The sequence below is a fragment of the Streptomyces atratus genome, from assembly GCF_040655115.1.
GTDB lineage: Bacteria > Actinomycetota > Actinomycetes > Streptomycetales > Streptomycetaceae > Streptomyces > Streptomyces atratus_D.
The window spans coordinates 40,587-54,560 of sequence record NZ_JBFAJH010000012.1 but is presented as its reverse complement, the minus strand read 5'-3'; the positions used below and the strand labels follow the sequence as shown (position 1 = coordinate 54,560).

Sequence of the window (13,974 nt, the reverse complement as noted above, 5' to 3'; positions counted from 1 at the left end):
CCGGTGCGTCAGTAGACGCTGACGCCGTATGCGCTGAGCGCCTCGGTGACCGGCTGGAAGAACGTCGTACCGCCGGAGGAGCAGTTGCCGCTGCCGCCCGAGGTGAGACCGATCGCACTGGAGCCGGAGTAGAGCGGACCGCCGGAGTCGCCGGGCTCCGCACAGACGTTGGTCTGGATCATGCCGTAGACGATGTCACCGCCGCCGTAGTTGACCGTGGCGTTGAGGGCGGTGACCTTGCCGCTGTGGATGCCGGTGGTGGAGCCCCGGCGGGTGACCGACATGCCGACCGTGGCGTTGGCCGCGCCGGTGATGTCCTGGCTGCCGACGGTACCCGCGTGGGCGACGGAGGCGTTGTCGTACCGCACGATGCCGTAGTCGTTGTTCGGGAAGCTGGATCCGACCGTGGGGCCGATGTACGTGGAGTTCGACGAGTTGGTGTACCAGGGCGGGTTGCCGTCGGTGCAGTGACCGGCGGTCAGGAAGTAGTAGGTGGTGCCGCTGCGGACGTTGAAGCCGAGGGAGCAGCGCCAGCCGGGGGCGTAGATGGCGTCGCCGCCGGAGAGCAGCTTGCTGAAGGTGCCGGACGTGCGCTCGATGCGCAGGGCGCCCGCGTTGGCGCCGACGGACTTCTTGATCTGCTTGATCTCGGCCTGGGTGACCGTACTGTCGGCGGTGACGACGAGGGTCTTGGTCGCCGGGTCTATGTTCCAGGCGGTACCGGCGATGTCGGCGCCGAGCACTGCGTCACTGGCGGCGGAAAGCTGGTTGGCACTGAAGGTCGTGGTCGAGTTGGCGTGGGCGCTGGGGACGGCAAGGGCGGCCATGGCGACCAGGCCCGCGGCGATCGCGACGATCCGGCTTCGTCTCGCTGTGGCGCTGAGGGGGGTGGTGCGCTTGATCCTCACTTGTTATTCCTCCGAGGGGAAACGGGGGTCCGCCCGTGGGGTGGTCGGACCCGTGAGGCGCAGTCGGGCGCACGGCCGCGCGTCCGCGTTCCGGATGCGACGTGTTCCTGACAAGCGCTGCTCGGGAGTATTCAAGGCGTCAACTTCTTGCGCAAGAGGGCCCTTTGGCCTGAGCTCGTCTCCGCGGGAGAATCATCCGCATCGCCCCTCGCACACCGGCCCCGGCAGCGCGCGGACTACCGGGGCCTGAACCGATCGGGTGCGGTCGTGCGTCAGCGGTCGATCCGGTTCCGCTCCCCCGCCCCGACGGCGACCGGAAGGGTGTTGCCTGGCGGCGGGAAGGGGCAGATGAAGTGATCGGCGAAGGCGCACGGCGGCAGCGGCGCGCGGTTGAGGTCGACGGTCACGCTGCCGTCCTCGTCCGGCGCGGCGGGCCGCGGGAAGCGGAAGCGATAGCTGCTGTTCCCGCTGGTGGTGTCGGCGAAGACCGCCCAGAGCGAGCCGTCGTGCTCGACCGCGAGGAGCGTGTGCTCGGTGCCGTCCGCCTCGAAGGCGATCTCGCCGCCGAGGCCGAGCCCCCGCTCGACACCGTCGGCGTTCTCGACGCGCACCGTGCGGGCGGTGCCGTACGGGTGGAAGGTGCCGGACAGCGCTCAGCGGGCGTCGTACGGTGTCGTGCGCTTCCTCAACGAGTTCAAGCGGCTCGACGTCGGCTTCGCGTTCAAGAAGGGCACTCCGCCGGCGCCCGCTTTTCAGGCAGCGGTCAATGGGCTCAAGGCGGACGGGACGTACGACCGCATCCTGAAGAAGTGGGGCATCGGAGCGTCAGCGATCGGGACCTCGCAGATCTCGCCGCCCGAGATCAAGTGACCCGGGGCTGCTGAGCCGCGCCCGAAGCGTGACTCAGCAGTCGCACCCGCAGTCGCAGCAGTCGCAGTTGCTGCAGCAGTCAGCGCAGTTGCTGCAGGGGTCGCAGGCATCGCAGCAGTCGCACTGGTTGCACAGACCCTCGCGGCGCTGCCGGCTCCACGGGTCCTCGAAGGTCCCGCAGCACATCTGGCAGGTGCAGGCGAGTCCGGACCAGACCAGACAGCCCGTGATCAGCCCCCGCCGGTCGCGCGGCGGCTCCGGCGGGGGCGACGGCGGGCCGAACGGGCTGCCGGGGGTGTCCGGTGCGTACGGATTCCCGGGCGGCGGCCCGAAGGCCCCGGTGACGCCGTGACCACCGGCCCGGTGCGCATCCGCCCGGTGGGAGCACGTCTCCGTGGCGAACGCGCGGTCCACCGATCGGCGCAGTTCGTGCACGAGCAGCACATGCGCCAGCTTGTCGTCGGCGAATTCCGCGTCGCGCAGCGCCAGCCGTACGCCGCGCAGCGCGTCGTCGCACAGCCGCCGGGCCTCGGCGCGCGAGGTACCGGTGGCGGTGAGCGGGTTCCAGGCGCCCGACGCCGCGTCAGCTTCCTGGTCCTCCACGGCATCCAGCAGATGCGCCAGCCGTCCGAAGAGCCGGCCTGCCTCGGCGAGCGGCTCGGCGTTCTGCGGCTTGCCCGCGAGTACGGCGGTGTGGGCGAAGGCCGCCGCGGTGGCCGTCTCGGTGGGCTCGGTGACCGTCAGCAGCGGGGCGCCGGGCCCCGCGAGTCGCTCGATGCCGGTCTGCCGGTCGACGGCGTCGACGAGGACCGCGGTGTCGAAGCCCAGCTGGGCACCGGTGCGCGCCCCGGCCCTGTCCCAGCCCGCGGCGACCCGGCGGGCGGCCGCGGCGACCGGGCGGCGCTTCAACAGCCCGTCCCGGTCGGCGACGTGGTCCCGCACCTTCGCCGAGGCCAGCACCAGCGAGACGGCGGCGGCGAGTCTGGCCCCTTCGCCGCGGGCGACCGGCGCGGTCCGCATGGCGCGCAGCGGGCAAGGACCCGCGGTGCGCCACCGGCCCGTGGCGCGCTCCGCCTGAGCCTCCGTCAGGACCGAGACGATCAGGCCGTCGTAGTTCGTGACGATCCGGGCGAACTGACCGTGGTCCGAGCGAAGTGCGAGACAGAGCCCGCAGAGATGGGCCATCCACGCGGTCCTGAGCCCCTCGGACAACCGATGGGCGCAGGGCCTGACTATTCCGAACACGACAATCCCCCGAGAGCCGTTCAGCCATGCGCAGCGCTTGTGCGGGTGCGCGACAGGCATCGTATCGAGCGACCCGTTCACCCGTACGTCCCTCATGTCACCCGTACGGACCGGAGCATCATATTTTCTTTTCCCAGGGGTCCCATGCGGGAGGAACCATGACGAATCGCCAGATCTTCTGCACCAGTACCGTCACGAATCGCCTGCACGCCGACTATCCACTTGGCGCACGATCCGCATCATGGTCGACCATAGGGATACGAAAGAGATGCGGAACACCAAGGAACCGCGGTGAGAGGAGGCGTCCATGGGATCGGTGCGCAAGGCGAGTGCCTGGCTGGGCCTCGTAGAGGACAACGACGAGCGTTACTACGACGACGACGGGTACGCCGAGGGTGCACGGACCGGGACGGGCAGTGCCTGGGTGACCGACCCACGGGTGCAGGTGGTCTCCGAGGCGGCCGAGGAGAAGGGCCGCCGGATCGCCACCGTCACCCCGGACAGCTTCCGGGACGCGCGCGCCATCGGCGAGCTCTTCCGGGACGGCGTCCCGGTGATCATCAACCTCACGGCCATGGACCCCGCCGACGCGAAGCGTGTCGTGGACTTCGCCGCGGGACTCATCTTCGGACTGCGCGGTTCGATCGACCGCGTGGCCACCCGGGTCTTCCTGCTGACCCCGGCCGACACCCGGGTACTCAACGGCGAAGCCGTCGGCCGGCCGGCCGACGGCTTCTTCAACCAGAGCTGAGCAGGGCGCTCGCCGGATCGGTCCGGCCGGCGTCCCGTTCTACCGGAATGCGTCCAGACCGGTGAGCGCCTTGCCCAGCACCAGCTGGTGCATCTCCACGGTGCCCTCGTACGTGAGCACCGACTCCAGATTCGTCGCATGCCGCATCACCGGGTATTCGAGCGAGATCCCGTTGGCACCGAGGATCGTGCGCGAGGTGCGGCAGATCTCGATGGCCTCCCGCACATTGTTGAGCTTTCCGAAACTGACCTGTTCCGGGCGGAGCCTGCCCGCGTCCAGCCGACGGCCCAGATGGTGGGCGAGCAGGATGCCCTTGTGCAGTTCGACAGCCATGTCCGCGAGCTTGGCCTGAGTGAGCTGGAAACCACCGATCGGCTTGCCGAACTGTTCCCGGGTCTTCGCGTAGTCGACCGCTGCCTCGAAGCTGGCCCGGGCCGCGCCCATGGCTCCCCAGACGATGCCGTAGCGGGCATGGCTGAGACAGCTGAGCGGTCCGCGCAGGCCGGCGACCCCGGGAAGTACGGCGTCGGCGGGCAGACGTACCTCGTCGAGGACCAGCTCGCTGGTGACCGAGGCACGCAGCGACCACTTGTGCTTGATCTCGGGCGCGGAGAAGCCGGGGGTGTCCGACGGGACGACGAAGCCGCGGATGCCGCTGCCGCCGCTGCCCTCGTCGGTCTGCGCCCAGACGACGGCGACCCCGGCCACCGAGCCGTTGGTGATCCACATCTTGCGGCCGCTGAGCACCCAGTCTCCCCCTCCCTCGCGCTTGGCGTGCGTCCGCATCCCGGCCGGGTCGGAGCCGTGGTCCGGCTCGGTGAGTCCGAAGCAGCCGATGATCTCGCCGGCCGCCATGCCCGGCAGCCACTGCCGCTTCTGCTCCTCGGAGCCGAAGCGGTGGATGGCGTACATGGCGAGGGAGCCCTGCACGGAGACGAGGGAGCGGATTCCCGAGTCCGCCGCTTCGAGCTCCAGGCAGGCCAGTCCGTACTGGACAGCGGTGGCGCCCGCGCAGCCGTATCCCTGCAGGGACATACCGAGGGCACCGATCGAACCGAGCTCGCGGGCGAGCTCGCGGATGCCGGGCAGCTCGCCGCTCTCGTACCACTCGGCGATGTTCGGCAGGATCCGGTCGGTGGCCCAGGCACGGACGGTGGAGCGGATCGCGAGGTCCTCGGGACCGAGCAGATCGTCGATGCCGATCGGGTCGCCGGGGTCGAAGGGCGGGAGCTTCGACGGCTTCGCGGGAGATGGGCTGGACATGAGAGTGCCTCCGGCGGCTCGCACGATACTAAAACTAGCAGTGTTAGTTATGGCGTCGTGCTGACGTTACGGCTCAGTGGGCCGCGCGTCCAGAGCCGGTGGCCTCGGCGGGTTGCCGCCGGCCGGGCAGCGAAAGCGGCCCTGTCGGCGGGCCCTGGACCGGGGCACCCTGGGGAGCGGGGAACGCCCGCGGCATGCGCGACTCCACAGCGGCGGTCACCTCGGCGGCCTCGCGGGGCTCGCAGATCTCCACCGGCGGGCACTCCATGACCCGCGGCAGTCGCAGTGCGGCAAGCGCGCCGAGGAGCAGCAGTCCCGCACTGACCAGCAGCGTGACATGAAGCCCGTTGATGAAGGCATGCCGGGCCGTGCTCCGCAGCACCCCGCCCAGCGGGCCGCCCAGCTGTGAGGCGACCTGATACGCCTCGCCCAGCGAGTGGGAGGCGGCGGTGGACGCCCCGGCAGGGACGCCCGCTCCGGAGAGCTTGGCCAGTCCGGGCGCGTAGGCGGCGTTCATGACGCTGCCCAACAGGGCGATCCCCATACCCGCACCCAGCTGGTACGAGGTTTCACCGATGGCCGCCGCGCCGCCCGCCCGGTCCGCGGGCGCCTCACTGAGCATCGATTCGTACGCCCCGAAGAGCGTGGACTGCAGCCCGAAACCGAGCACGACGAACGCCACGGTCAGCAGGGCGGGCCGGTCGTGCTGCCCCATCAGGGTCAGGATCAGCACCGAGGCGGCGGTGAGCACGAAGCCCCAGCCGACCATCCGGCGCGGTCCGACCCGGCGCAGGGTGTACGAGCCGGTCGCGCCCGCGGCCATCGCGGCGAAGGTGAGCGGCAGCAGCCGCAGGCCGGTCTCCAGCGGGCTGAGGTCCAGGACCAGCTGCAGATACTGGACGGCGATCAGTTCCAGACCGACCAGGGCCAGCATGGCGATGACGATGCAGCCGACCGCGGTGGAGAACGCGGGCCGCGCGAACATCGTCATGTCGATCAGTGGATGCGTACGGCGTTTCTGTCGGCGGACGAACGCGACGAGCAGAGCCGCCCCGAGCAGCAGCGGTACGAGGGTGGCGGGGCCGAAGACGCCCTCACCGGTGCCCGCGCGCTTCACACCGAGGACCACACCGAGCACTCCGGCCGCGGCCATCAGCGCGCCGAGCACATCCCAGGGGCCGTCGTCGCTGCCCCGTGATTCGGGGAGCAGCAGCCGGCCGACCGGCAGGATCAGCGCCATCAGCGGGATATTGATCAGGAAGACGGAGCCCCACCAGAAGTGCTCCACGAGGAAGCCGCCGATGACCGGCCCGGTGGCCGCACCGACGGCGGCGACCGCGGTCCACACCCCTATGGCGACGGCCCGCTCGCGCCTGTCGGGGAAGACCTGGCGAAGGATGGACAGCGTCGCAGGCATGATCATCGCGCCGCCGACGCCCAGCAGGGCGCGCGCCCCTATCAGTACGCCGGGGCTGTCCGCCATCGCGGCGATCGCGGAGGCGACCCCGAAGAGCGCGTAGCCGAGCAACAGGATGCGGCGGCGGCCGACCCGGTCGCCGAGGGACCCGAAGAGGATCAGCAGCGAGGCGCAGACCAGTGGGTAGGCGTCCACGATCCACAGCAGACCGGCGGCGCTGGGCCGCAGGTCCTCGGTGACGGCGGGGACGGCGACATGGAGCACCGTCGCGTCGAGCGCCACGAGCAGCAGACTGAAGCAGAGTACGACCAGGACGACCCATCGATTGGCACCGTCGGCGGCTGCGCGCAGCCGGATTCGGGCTGTGGTCGTCCCGGACATGCATGTACCTCCCAAAAGGTCCCTCGCGCTCGGCAGGCCAACCGGGGATGCAGCGTGCACTGCCTCTCCAGGCCCGGCATCGACGGGCGAGTGATCCGTCAGCGTACGCGAGTTCGGCGTGGCGGCACGTGGCCCATCTCATACCTCGACAGGTCGCGAGGTGTGGCGTACGCCACGCCCGGCCCGCTCCCGGCTCCGTGCCGGACAGGCCCGCCATCGGCGCGTGACCGGAACGTGACCGGTCGGGCACCGTCCGTCCACCCGCCCGTCGGAGCCGGAGAAATGGATACCTGCACCGCTCTCCATTTATTCGGAGATACTCAAACACCCTTCCGAAATAAGCGCGGAAGAAATGGAGCAGAAGGTCACCGGGATTCACTTACGGGTCAGTAATATTGACCTGTCTGAGACATAGTCCACATCACATCGTCATCACAAAGCGGCCGGATCGACCGGATCGCGCACTCACTCGCTGTAACGTCGATTGGGTGCGTACCGACATCTTTGCCCGGCTGGACCGGGAGCCGGAACCGCCGAAGATAGAGCCGCCGCGGATGAGTCGTCACCGCATCGCTCTCTTCGGCGGGACGCTGGCGTTCTATCTCGCCATCGTCGTTGCCGTGCTGATCGGCTCCGGGCTGGTGACCCTGGACTGGAAGGTCATGCTCTTCCGGCCCTACCAGCAGTGGCCCGGAATCCATGCCTTCCTCGACTACTACGTCGTGCTCGGCCAGCGAGGCCCCACGGCCGTGATGGTCGCCTGCTGGCTCGGCTGGCGCTCCTGGCGGCAGCACACCCTGCGGCCCCTGCTGACGCTCGGCGCCTCGCTGCTGCTGCTGAATCTGACCGTGGGCGCCGTCAAGCTCGGCCTGGGCCGGCTCGGCCCGCACTACGCGACGCAGATCGGCTCCGCGGAGCTCTTCGCCGGCGGCGATATATTTCCGTCCGGGCACACCGCCAACGCCGTGGTGACCTGGGGAATCCTCGCCTACCTGGCCACTACTCCGCGAGCCAGGCGCTACCTGTCGGCCGTATCGGCGGTGGTATCGCTCGGGGTCGGGCTCACAACCGTCTATCTCGGTACGCACTGGCTGAGCGATGTGCTGCTCGGCTGGGCCGCAGGGCTGCTGATCCTGCTGGGCCTGCCGTGGGTCGAGCCGTTGATCACCCGTACCGAGGACTTGATCTTCGCGGTGCGCGAGCAGGTGCGTGCGCGTCGCCGGACCACTCCCCCGGTGCCTGTCGCGGTCGGCGCGCCCCAGACCGTGCTGCTGCCGCAACCGGACAACGGTGACAGCGCGAGCGGGAGCCCGGTACTCGAACCGGTCGTCACAGGCGGTCGCCCGGCCGCCTCGGTACCTGCCGCCCCCGCGGCGGGGACCCGGCAGCGGGCCCACACATCGCACGTGGTGCGCTCGGAGCGGATGCCGGTCACCCCGGCCGGCAGCCGGCGCCCGCCGCACGCGGACCGAACGCCGCGCGGCGGCACGAGCCCGGCCCGCCCGGTGGCCGGCGGCTGACGGACCGCACCCCCGTACGGGGACGGTACGCACAGCCTCCCCCCGCACAGTCAAGGCCCCGACCTCGGTCGGGGCCTTGCTCATGACAAGGGTCTCAGCCGACCCAGCAGCGGGTCACCACGGCATTGTCGACCTCGAAGTTGATCCGCCCGACCAGGTACTCCATGGTGATGATCGCCCCCGGCGGCAGGGCCCTGACGGTGCGCCAGCCGCGGGCACGGGCCCGCCGCTCTGCGGCTTCTGCGGCAAGGCCGACATACGCCCCGGGCGTGTCATCGGGCTGCGCGGGAGAGGTCGGTATAGGTGCCATGCCACTCACCGTAGGCGCCCCCGGACGGGTACGGAAGCCGGGCGCCGGCACCCGGCACGGCATCCTCACGTACGCCACCGGTCACGCTTGTGTCACAGGATCACGACAGTCGTTTCCCTCGAACTGCTTCACTCGAACGTGCGACTCCCGGGCCGACACACAGTAATCACACGCACTTACAAACAATCACCAAACGGCTCAAAAAACCGAGGAAATACGACATACCAGATGGTCGGAATTTCCTTCCCATGAGGCGTACGAAAACAAGCCCGCCACCGGGAATTCACGCCTCCTTATGGCAGCCTTATCTTCTGGTCGGGATATCCACACCGCCGGACCGGGACCGCCGCCCCCATCCGCCCGTATACCGGACACAAGCCCTCCCTCGTCGGCCGGGCACTCCGGGCGAGCGGTCGGTCGAAGGACCGCGACTCCCTTCAGTCGAGCGCCCGGGAGAGCCGGTCCCTGGCCGTCCTGATCGCGTCGGTGAGCTCCTGCGGTTCGACGACCTCGAAGTCGAAGCCCATGAGCATCACGTGGATCACCAGGACATCGAGGCTCGCCGCCCCGGTGCGCAACAGGCAGCTGTCCGCGTCGATCGCCTCCAGCACTCCGGAGGACGGCGAGATGCGCTCGGCGGCCCGCTCGACCGGTACCTTCAGCCGGATCACCGCATGCGTCGCGTACGCGGTGGTGGAGACGCCCTTGGAGACATAGGCGGCCAGGTCCTCGGCGGGCGGGCGACGCGGAACGAAACGGGGGCCGTGGGGCGGCGTGGGGGTGATCCGGTCCGCCCGGAAGGTACGCCAGTCCGCGCGCTCCAGGTCCCAGGCGACGAGGTACCAGCGGCGCTCGGTGCACACCAGCCGGTGCGGTTCGACGGTCCGGCGCGATACGGAGCCGCTGTGGGACCGGTACGCGAAGCGCAGCCGCTCGCTGTCCCGGCAGGACGCGGCCAGCTCGGTGAGGATGCCCGGATCGACGGCGGACGTGCCGGGTCCGCGCAGCATGGGCACGGTGAAGGCGCTCAGGGCGCCGACCCGGCGGCGGAGCCGGTTCGGCAGGACCTGCTCGAGTTTGGCGAGTGCGCGTACGGAGGTCTCCCCGATGCCCTCGACGCCGTGACCGGCCGCGGTACGCAGCCCGACCGCCACCGCGACCGCTTCCTCGTCGTCGAGGAGCAACGGCGGCAGTTCGGCCCCGGCGCCGAGCTGATAGCCGCCGCCGGTGCCGGGGCTCGCGTTGACCGGATAGCCGAGCTCGCGCAGTTTGTCGACGTCCCGCCGGACGGTCCGCGGGGTGACGCCGAGCCGTTCGGCGAGATCGGCTCCGGACCAGTCCCGGTGGGCCTGCAGGAGTGAGAGCAGGCGCAGCAGTCGTGCCGAGGTCTCCAACATGGGGCGAGTCTGCCAGTGGTCGAGGACAGTTACTGTCCTCGATCCGCGTCAGCCGTGCTGCCGGTCCGGTTCCAGCCGTAGACAGAGGTCGTTGTCGGCCGAGTAGCAGGGGGCGGCGAGTACGTCCCCCCCGATGGCTCGGGGCGGGTAGACGAAGATCTTCTTGCGGTCCCAGATGTCGTCGAGGACGCGCGCGATCCGGATCCCGCCGGTACCGCTCCCGCTCGTCCCGCCGGGGAGCAGCCACAGTCCCCACAGCTGCGGCGCGGTCACCGGCCCGGCGGCCGGCCGGTCGTACGGGAGGGTGAAGGAGAAGCTCCCGTCCTTGCCGGTCACGGGCGCCCGGCAGCTCCGGTCGGGATGGCCGGCCAGTCGCGCCTCCACGCACGCGTCGTCGCCGAGCTCCGCCCCGTACAGCCTCCCGTCCACGGTCATCGCTGCCGGACCGAAGGTGATCGGCCCGGCCTCCGCGTGCGGCGCGCGAACCCAGCAGCGCACGGCGAGCCGGCCGTCGGCGGTGGGGTACGGGATGCGGACCACGATCCCGCCGCCGGGGTCGGGCGTGCGGTCGACCAAAGCCCGCAGATCCCTGATACCGGGTTCGACAGCCGTCTCACCGTCCGTGCCCGGCTGCTCGACCCAGGCGTCCCAGCGGCCCTCGGCAAGCTCCGCCGCGCCCGGCAGTACGGCGCGCAGCCGCCCGTCACCGTGCGGGCTCAGGGGCAGCCGCACCTCCTCGGCCGCCCGGTCGCTCTTCTCCTTCGTACCGCGCAGGCGCAGGAGCAGTACGGCCTCCGACGCTCCTCCCCCGCGGGGGCCCCGGAGGAGATCGAAGGTGATCCGGCCGTCGGCGTCGGTGATGCAGTCGGCGACGCAGCCGGCGGTGGACTCGGTGGGCGGTGTCGACCGCAGCGCGGGCACAGTCACGCGGCCCTCCCCTTGCGGAGCGCATCGGCAGCCTTGTGGCGCAGCGCGTACATCCCGTCCAGCACCGTGCTGCGGGCCCTGTGCACGCCGGTGCGCACGGCGCTGTGCGAATGGTGGCGCCCGCCGCGCCTGGTGAGTTCGGTGTAGAGCCCTTCGTGGCGCTCGGCGATCAGCGCGGGGTCGAACCGTCGCGAGGCGGCGCGGGCGGCCCGTCCCATCCGGTGTCGCGTTCCGTCGTCGTCGATCAGGCCGAGTACGGCGTCCGCGACCGCGGCCACGTCCCCGACCGGCACCAGCCGCCCGTCGGTGCCGTCGTCGATGATCTCGCGGGGGCCGTGCGGGCAGTCGGTGGCGACGACCGGCAGGCCGCAGCGCATCGCCTCGACGATCGTCATCCCGAATGACTCGCGGTCCGAGGTGACCGCGGCGATCGCCCCCTTGGGCCACTCCGCCTCGAGCGGGTTGACCGAACCCATCAGGAACACATGGTTGTGCAGTCCCAGTCGACCGATGAGCGTGTGCAGTGCCTGCCGTTCGTCGCCGGTCGCGTCGCCGCCGCCGTAGATGCGCAGCCGCCAGTCGGGGCGGACTGCCACCACGTCGGCGAACGCGCGCACCAGCAGGTCGTACCGCTTGACCTTGTGCAGCCGCCCTGCCGCGATCACCCACTTGCTGTCGCAGTCGGCGGGTGCGACCGCGGGCTCGGGCACCCCGTTGGGGATCGCCTCGATGCGTACGCCGGGCAGCCGCAGCCCGGTCCGGTAGGCGTGTGCGTCGGCCTCGGTGACGGTCGTGATCGCGTCCAGCAGCATGTAGCGGTGGCCGATCTCACGGCGCAGCCGGTAGCTGTGACTGTCGAGGGTGAGGTGCTCCTGCCCGATCCGGACGGGACCTCGCCTGGCCTGCCGGCTGATCTGGGCATTGAGCCCGGGACGGGTGCCGACGACGACATCCGCCTCCAGGGAGCGCAGGTGGTCCGCCACCCGCGCGTCGGTGAGCCTGCTGTACTGCCGGTACCGGCTGTCGCCGCGGGCGAAGACGGCGGCGGGCCTGGTGTGTTCGATCGCGTCGCCGTCGTAGGTGGGGCTCTTCTTCCGCAGGTCGACGAGGTGACTCATCCGTACGCCCGCGGGGGCGCCCAGCGCGGGGGCGTCACGGTGACGGAAAACCGACACGATCTCGATGTCATGGTGCTCGGCCAGCGCACCGGCGAGGTTGAACGTCGTGCGGATGGTGCCCCCGACCCCGTAGGCGTTGTGGAGCAGAAATGAAACGTGCATGAATCGCCGTGACCCCCGGTTCGACCGATGTGCTGCGGGCTGCACCTGGCATGACGGTGATAACCGATCGTCGGTTCACTCAAGACATGGACGAGTTTCAGCCATTTCAATGTTCCCTGATTTCATGATTTGTCATCCTGCCACCGAACCGGCCATCCGTCCGGCCAGGCAGGCCAATGTGGCTCCAATCAGCGGGTATTGACCGAAAATAAACCCTTCGGGGCGCCGATTCACCCTCTGCGCCGAATGGTTCGATTCCGTTCCCTTTCGCGCGTGACCCCTGCCACAGATTGCCCGTTGTCTCTTCATGAGCCGGGAACCGCCCGGCGCACGTACCGAGTTCGAGGAGCCACCCGTGCCGCGCATGCTCGACGTCAGCGAGGACGTACGCGCCGAGATCGGCGATGCCGAAGCCGATCGGTTGCTCGTCGGCGACAACGCCCCAGGCAACTACGACTGCACCTCCTGCCGCACCCCTGGCGACTCCGAGCAGGAACGCACCAGCACGGTGCTGTTCGTCGGCGACGAGACGGCCGTTCTCGCTTTCGCGCACGCCTCCTGCATCCCCTCCCAGGTCGTCCAGGTCTCCGAGGAACAACTGCAGGGTGCCGTGCGCAGCATCACCGGCAGTGAGCCGGAGGGCCCGGAGGGGCTCATGCCCGGACAGGCCGTCCTCGGCGTCACCACCGGTCTCGTCCTGATCGACGACGAGCTCCACCCGGCGCTGGTCGTCGAACCGACAGGCGCGATCGCCCGCCCCGGTACGGACGGCAGCGGAGGCGACGAGTTCCTGCATCTCCTGCTGGAGCAGGGCTTCCAGCCCGTCCACCGGATGGACCAGGTGCCCGCCATGCTGCACGGCTGGTCGATCCTGCTCGCCATGGGCCAGTTGCACGCCGTGCTGCAGCCGGGTACGGGCGGCGGCGCCCCCGTCGCCTGGTGGCAGGCCCACGCCCCGCTGCAGGTCACCGAGGGCTGGCGGACCGCGGCCAACAAATCCCAGACCGTTCTCGTCTTCGCCGCCCCGGCCGGATCGATCGGCCAGCAGCCCCGCGAGGACCTGCTGCGCGACGCGCTGGAGAATGCTGCGGCCGGCGGTTTCCTGGTCGCGGCGGCGATGCCGCTGGCCGGGACCTGATCATGTCCGTACGCCCCTCGCACCCACGACGAACAGCTATTTCTTCGCCGGCCCCGCATCCGACGGCCGGTGGGGTCGTTGGCACGTACGTGCACTCATACGACCCCTCCCACCAGCGCCCGAGCCCGATCCCCGCCATGCGCCCGTCGCGGGAGCCATCGGGCAGTCAGTCCCACACCCCGATCTACGACGCGTTGTACACCGAGTACCGCCGGTCGTTCCGGGCGCTGCCAGGTGATCGGAGCGGCGAGGAGAACCTGGCCCTCATGGCCTTCGGTACGGGTCTGTTCGGCACCCGCACCCCGCTGAGCGCCCACTCCGGCCATTCGAGCCACTCCGGCGGCGCCTCCGGCCACTCAGGTCAGGGCCCGCGCACCCCAAGCCTCGGCTCCTGGCAGCGGGTCGGCCGGCACGCCGGGCGCACCACCCCCGCGGCGCTGCCACCGGGCTCGCGGGGAGCCTGACCGTACGACGAAGCCCCGCACCGCTGACAAGGAACGGTGCGGGGCTTCGCCATGTCCGGGACGGAAGCCAGTCGGCCGCCCGGTCAGTCAGCGGGCCGATCGG

At 70.3% G+C, this 13,974-nt stretch carries 12 protein-coding genes and 2 pseudogenes; 5 read left to right on the top strand and 9 right to left on the bottom strand.

Translation table 11 applies throughout. The features are described 5' to 3' along the window. Nucleotides 1–8 precede the first annotated feature (8 nt). Together AB0I23_RS16475 and AB0I23_RS16470 are read right to left on the bottom strand one after the other, a co-directional pair. Nucleotides 9–908: a S1 family peptidase gene (locus AB0I23_RS16475; RefSeq protein WP_359109868.1), complete on the bottom strand. Its 900-nt coding sequence runs from the start codon at nucleotides 906–908 to the stop codon at nucleotides 9–11. A 272-nt stretch (nucleotides 909–1,180) separates the two neighbouring features. Further along, nucleotides 1,181–1,582, bottom strand: a pseudogene (locus AB0I23_RS16470) (DUF1684 domain-containing protein); the annotation flags it as partial. Nucleotide 1,583: 1 nt separating this feature from the next. Here AB0I23_RS16470 and AB0I23_RS16465 point away from each other — a divergent pair. Continuing rightward, nucleotides 1,584–1,778: pseudogene (locus AB0I23_RS16465) on the top strand (ABC transporter substrate-binding protein); the annotation flags it as partial. A 33-nt stretch (nucleotides 1,779–1,811) separates the two neighbouring features. Here AB0I23_RS16465 and AB0I23_RS16460 read toward each other — a convergent pair. Next, nucleotides 1,812–3,023 (bottom strand): DUF5685 family protein, encoded by a 1,212-nt coding sequence (locus tag AB0I23_RS16460; protein WP_359109867.1) that lies wholly within the window; start codon nucleotides 3,021–3,023, stop codon nucleotides 1,812–1,814. A gap of 307 nt (nucleotides 3,024–3,330) precedes the next feature. On the opposite strand from AB0I23_RS16460, the gene AB0I23_RS16455 reads away from it, so the two are divergent. Then, the gene (locus AB0I23_RS16455; RefSeq protein WP_359109866.1) at nucleotides 3,331–3,774 is read left to right on the top strand and encodes a cell division protein SepF; all 444 of its coding nucleotides are present in this window, start codon (nucleotides 3,331–3,333) and stop codon (nucleotides 3,772–3,774) included. 39 nt (nucleotides 3,775–3,813) lie between these two features. Here AB0I23_RS16455 and AB0I23_RS16450 read toward each other — a convergent pair whose 3' ends face one another. Both AB0I23_RS16450 and AB0I23_RS16445 read right to left on the bottom strand, forming a co-directional pair. Beyond that, nucleotides 3,814–5,037 carry an acyl-CoA dehydrogenase family protein gene (locus AB0I23_RS16450; RefSeq protein WP_359109865.1) on the bottom strand — a complete coding sequence of 408 codons (1,224 nt, stop codon included), beginning with the start codon at nucleotides 5,035–5,037 and terminating at the stop codon, nucleotides 3,814–3,816. Nucleotides 5,038–5,110: 73 nt separating this feature from the next. Further along, nucleotides 5,111–6,835, bottom strand: a complete 1,725-nt coding sequence (locus AB0I23_RS16445; protein WP_359109864.1) for an MFS transporter — start codon at nucleotides 6,833–6,835, stop codon at nucleotides 5,111–5,113. Between the two features lie 488 nt (nucleotides 6,836–7,323). Between AB0I23_RS16445 and AB0I23_RS16440 the strand changes: the two genes are divergently transcribed. Further along, nucleotides 7,324–8,355 (top strand): phosphatase PAP2 family protein, encoded by a 1,032-nt coding sequence (locus AB0I23_RS16440; RefSeq protein WP_359109863.1) that lies wholly within the window; start codon nucleotides 7,324–7,326, stop codon nucleotides 8,353–8,355. Between the two features lie 94 nt (nucleotides 8,356–8,449). Here AB0I23_RS16440 and AB0I23_RS16435 read toward each other — a convergent pair whose 3' ends face one another. The 4 genes from AB0I23_RS16435 to AB0I23_RS16420 form a co-directional block, all read right to left on the bottom strand. Next, a complete protein-coding gene (locus AB0I23_RS16435) occupies nucleotides 8,450–8,665 on the bottom strand; it encodes an I78 family peptidase inhibitor (RefSeq protein ID WP_359109862.1) in 216 nt (71 codons plus the stop codon). 437 nt (nucleotides 8,666–9,102) lie between these two features. Then, nucleotides 9,103–10,062 carry a helix-turn-helix transcriptional regulator gene (locus tag AB0I23_RS16430; RefSeq protein WP_359109861.1) on the bottom strand — a complete coding sequence of 320 codons (960 nt, stop codon included), beginning with the start codon at nucleotides 10,060–10,062 and terminating at the stop codon, nucleotides 9,103–9,105. A gap of 48 nt (nucleotides 10,063–10,110) precedes the next feature. Further along, a complete protein-coding gene (locus AB0I23_RS16425; RefSeq protein ID WP_359109860.1) occupies nucleotides 10,111–10,989 on the bottom strand; it encodes a transferase in 879 nt (292 codons plus the stop codon). Then, the gene (locus AB0I23_RS16420) at nucleotides 10,986–12,269 is read right to left on the bottom strand and encodes a glycosyltransferase (RefSeq protein WP_359109859.1); all 1,284 of its coding nucleotides are present in this window, start codon (nucleotides 12,267–12,269) and stop codon (nucleotides 10,986–10,988) included. Before AB0I23_RS16420 ends, AB0I23_RS16425 begins: the two co-directional genes overlap by 4 nt. Nucleotides 12,270–12,624: 355 nt before the next feature. Here AB0I23_RS16420 and AB0I23_RS16415 point away from each other — a divergent pair, with 355 nt between their 5' ends. Both AB0I23_RS16415 and AB0I23_RS16410 read left to right on the top strand, forming a co-directional pair. Next, the gene (locus AB0I23_RS16415; protein WP_359109858.1) at nucleotides 12,625–13,407 is read left to right on the top strand and encodes a hypothetical protein; all 783 of its coding nucleotides are present in this window, start codon (nucleotides 12,625–12,627) and stop codon (nucleotides 13,405–13,407) included. A 137-nt stretch (nucleotides 13,408–13,544) separates the two neighbouring features. Then, a complete protein-coding gene (locus AB0I23_RS16410; protein ID WP_359109857.1) occupies nucleotides 13,545–13,871 on the top strand; it encodes a hypothetical protein in 327 nt (108 codons plus the stop codon). Nucleotides 13,872–13,974: the final 103 nt, after the last annotated feature.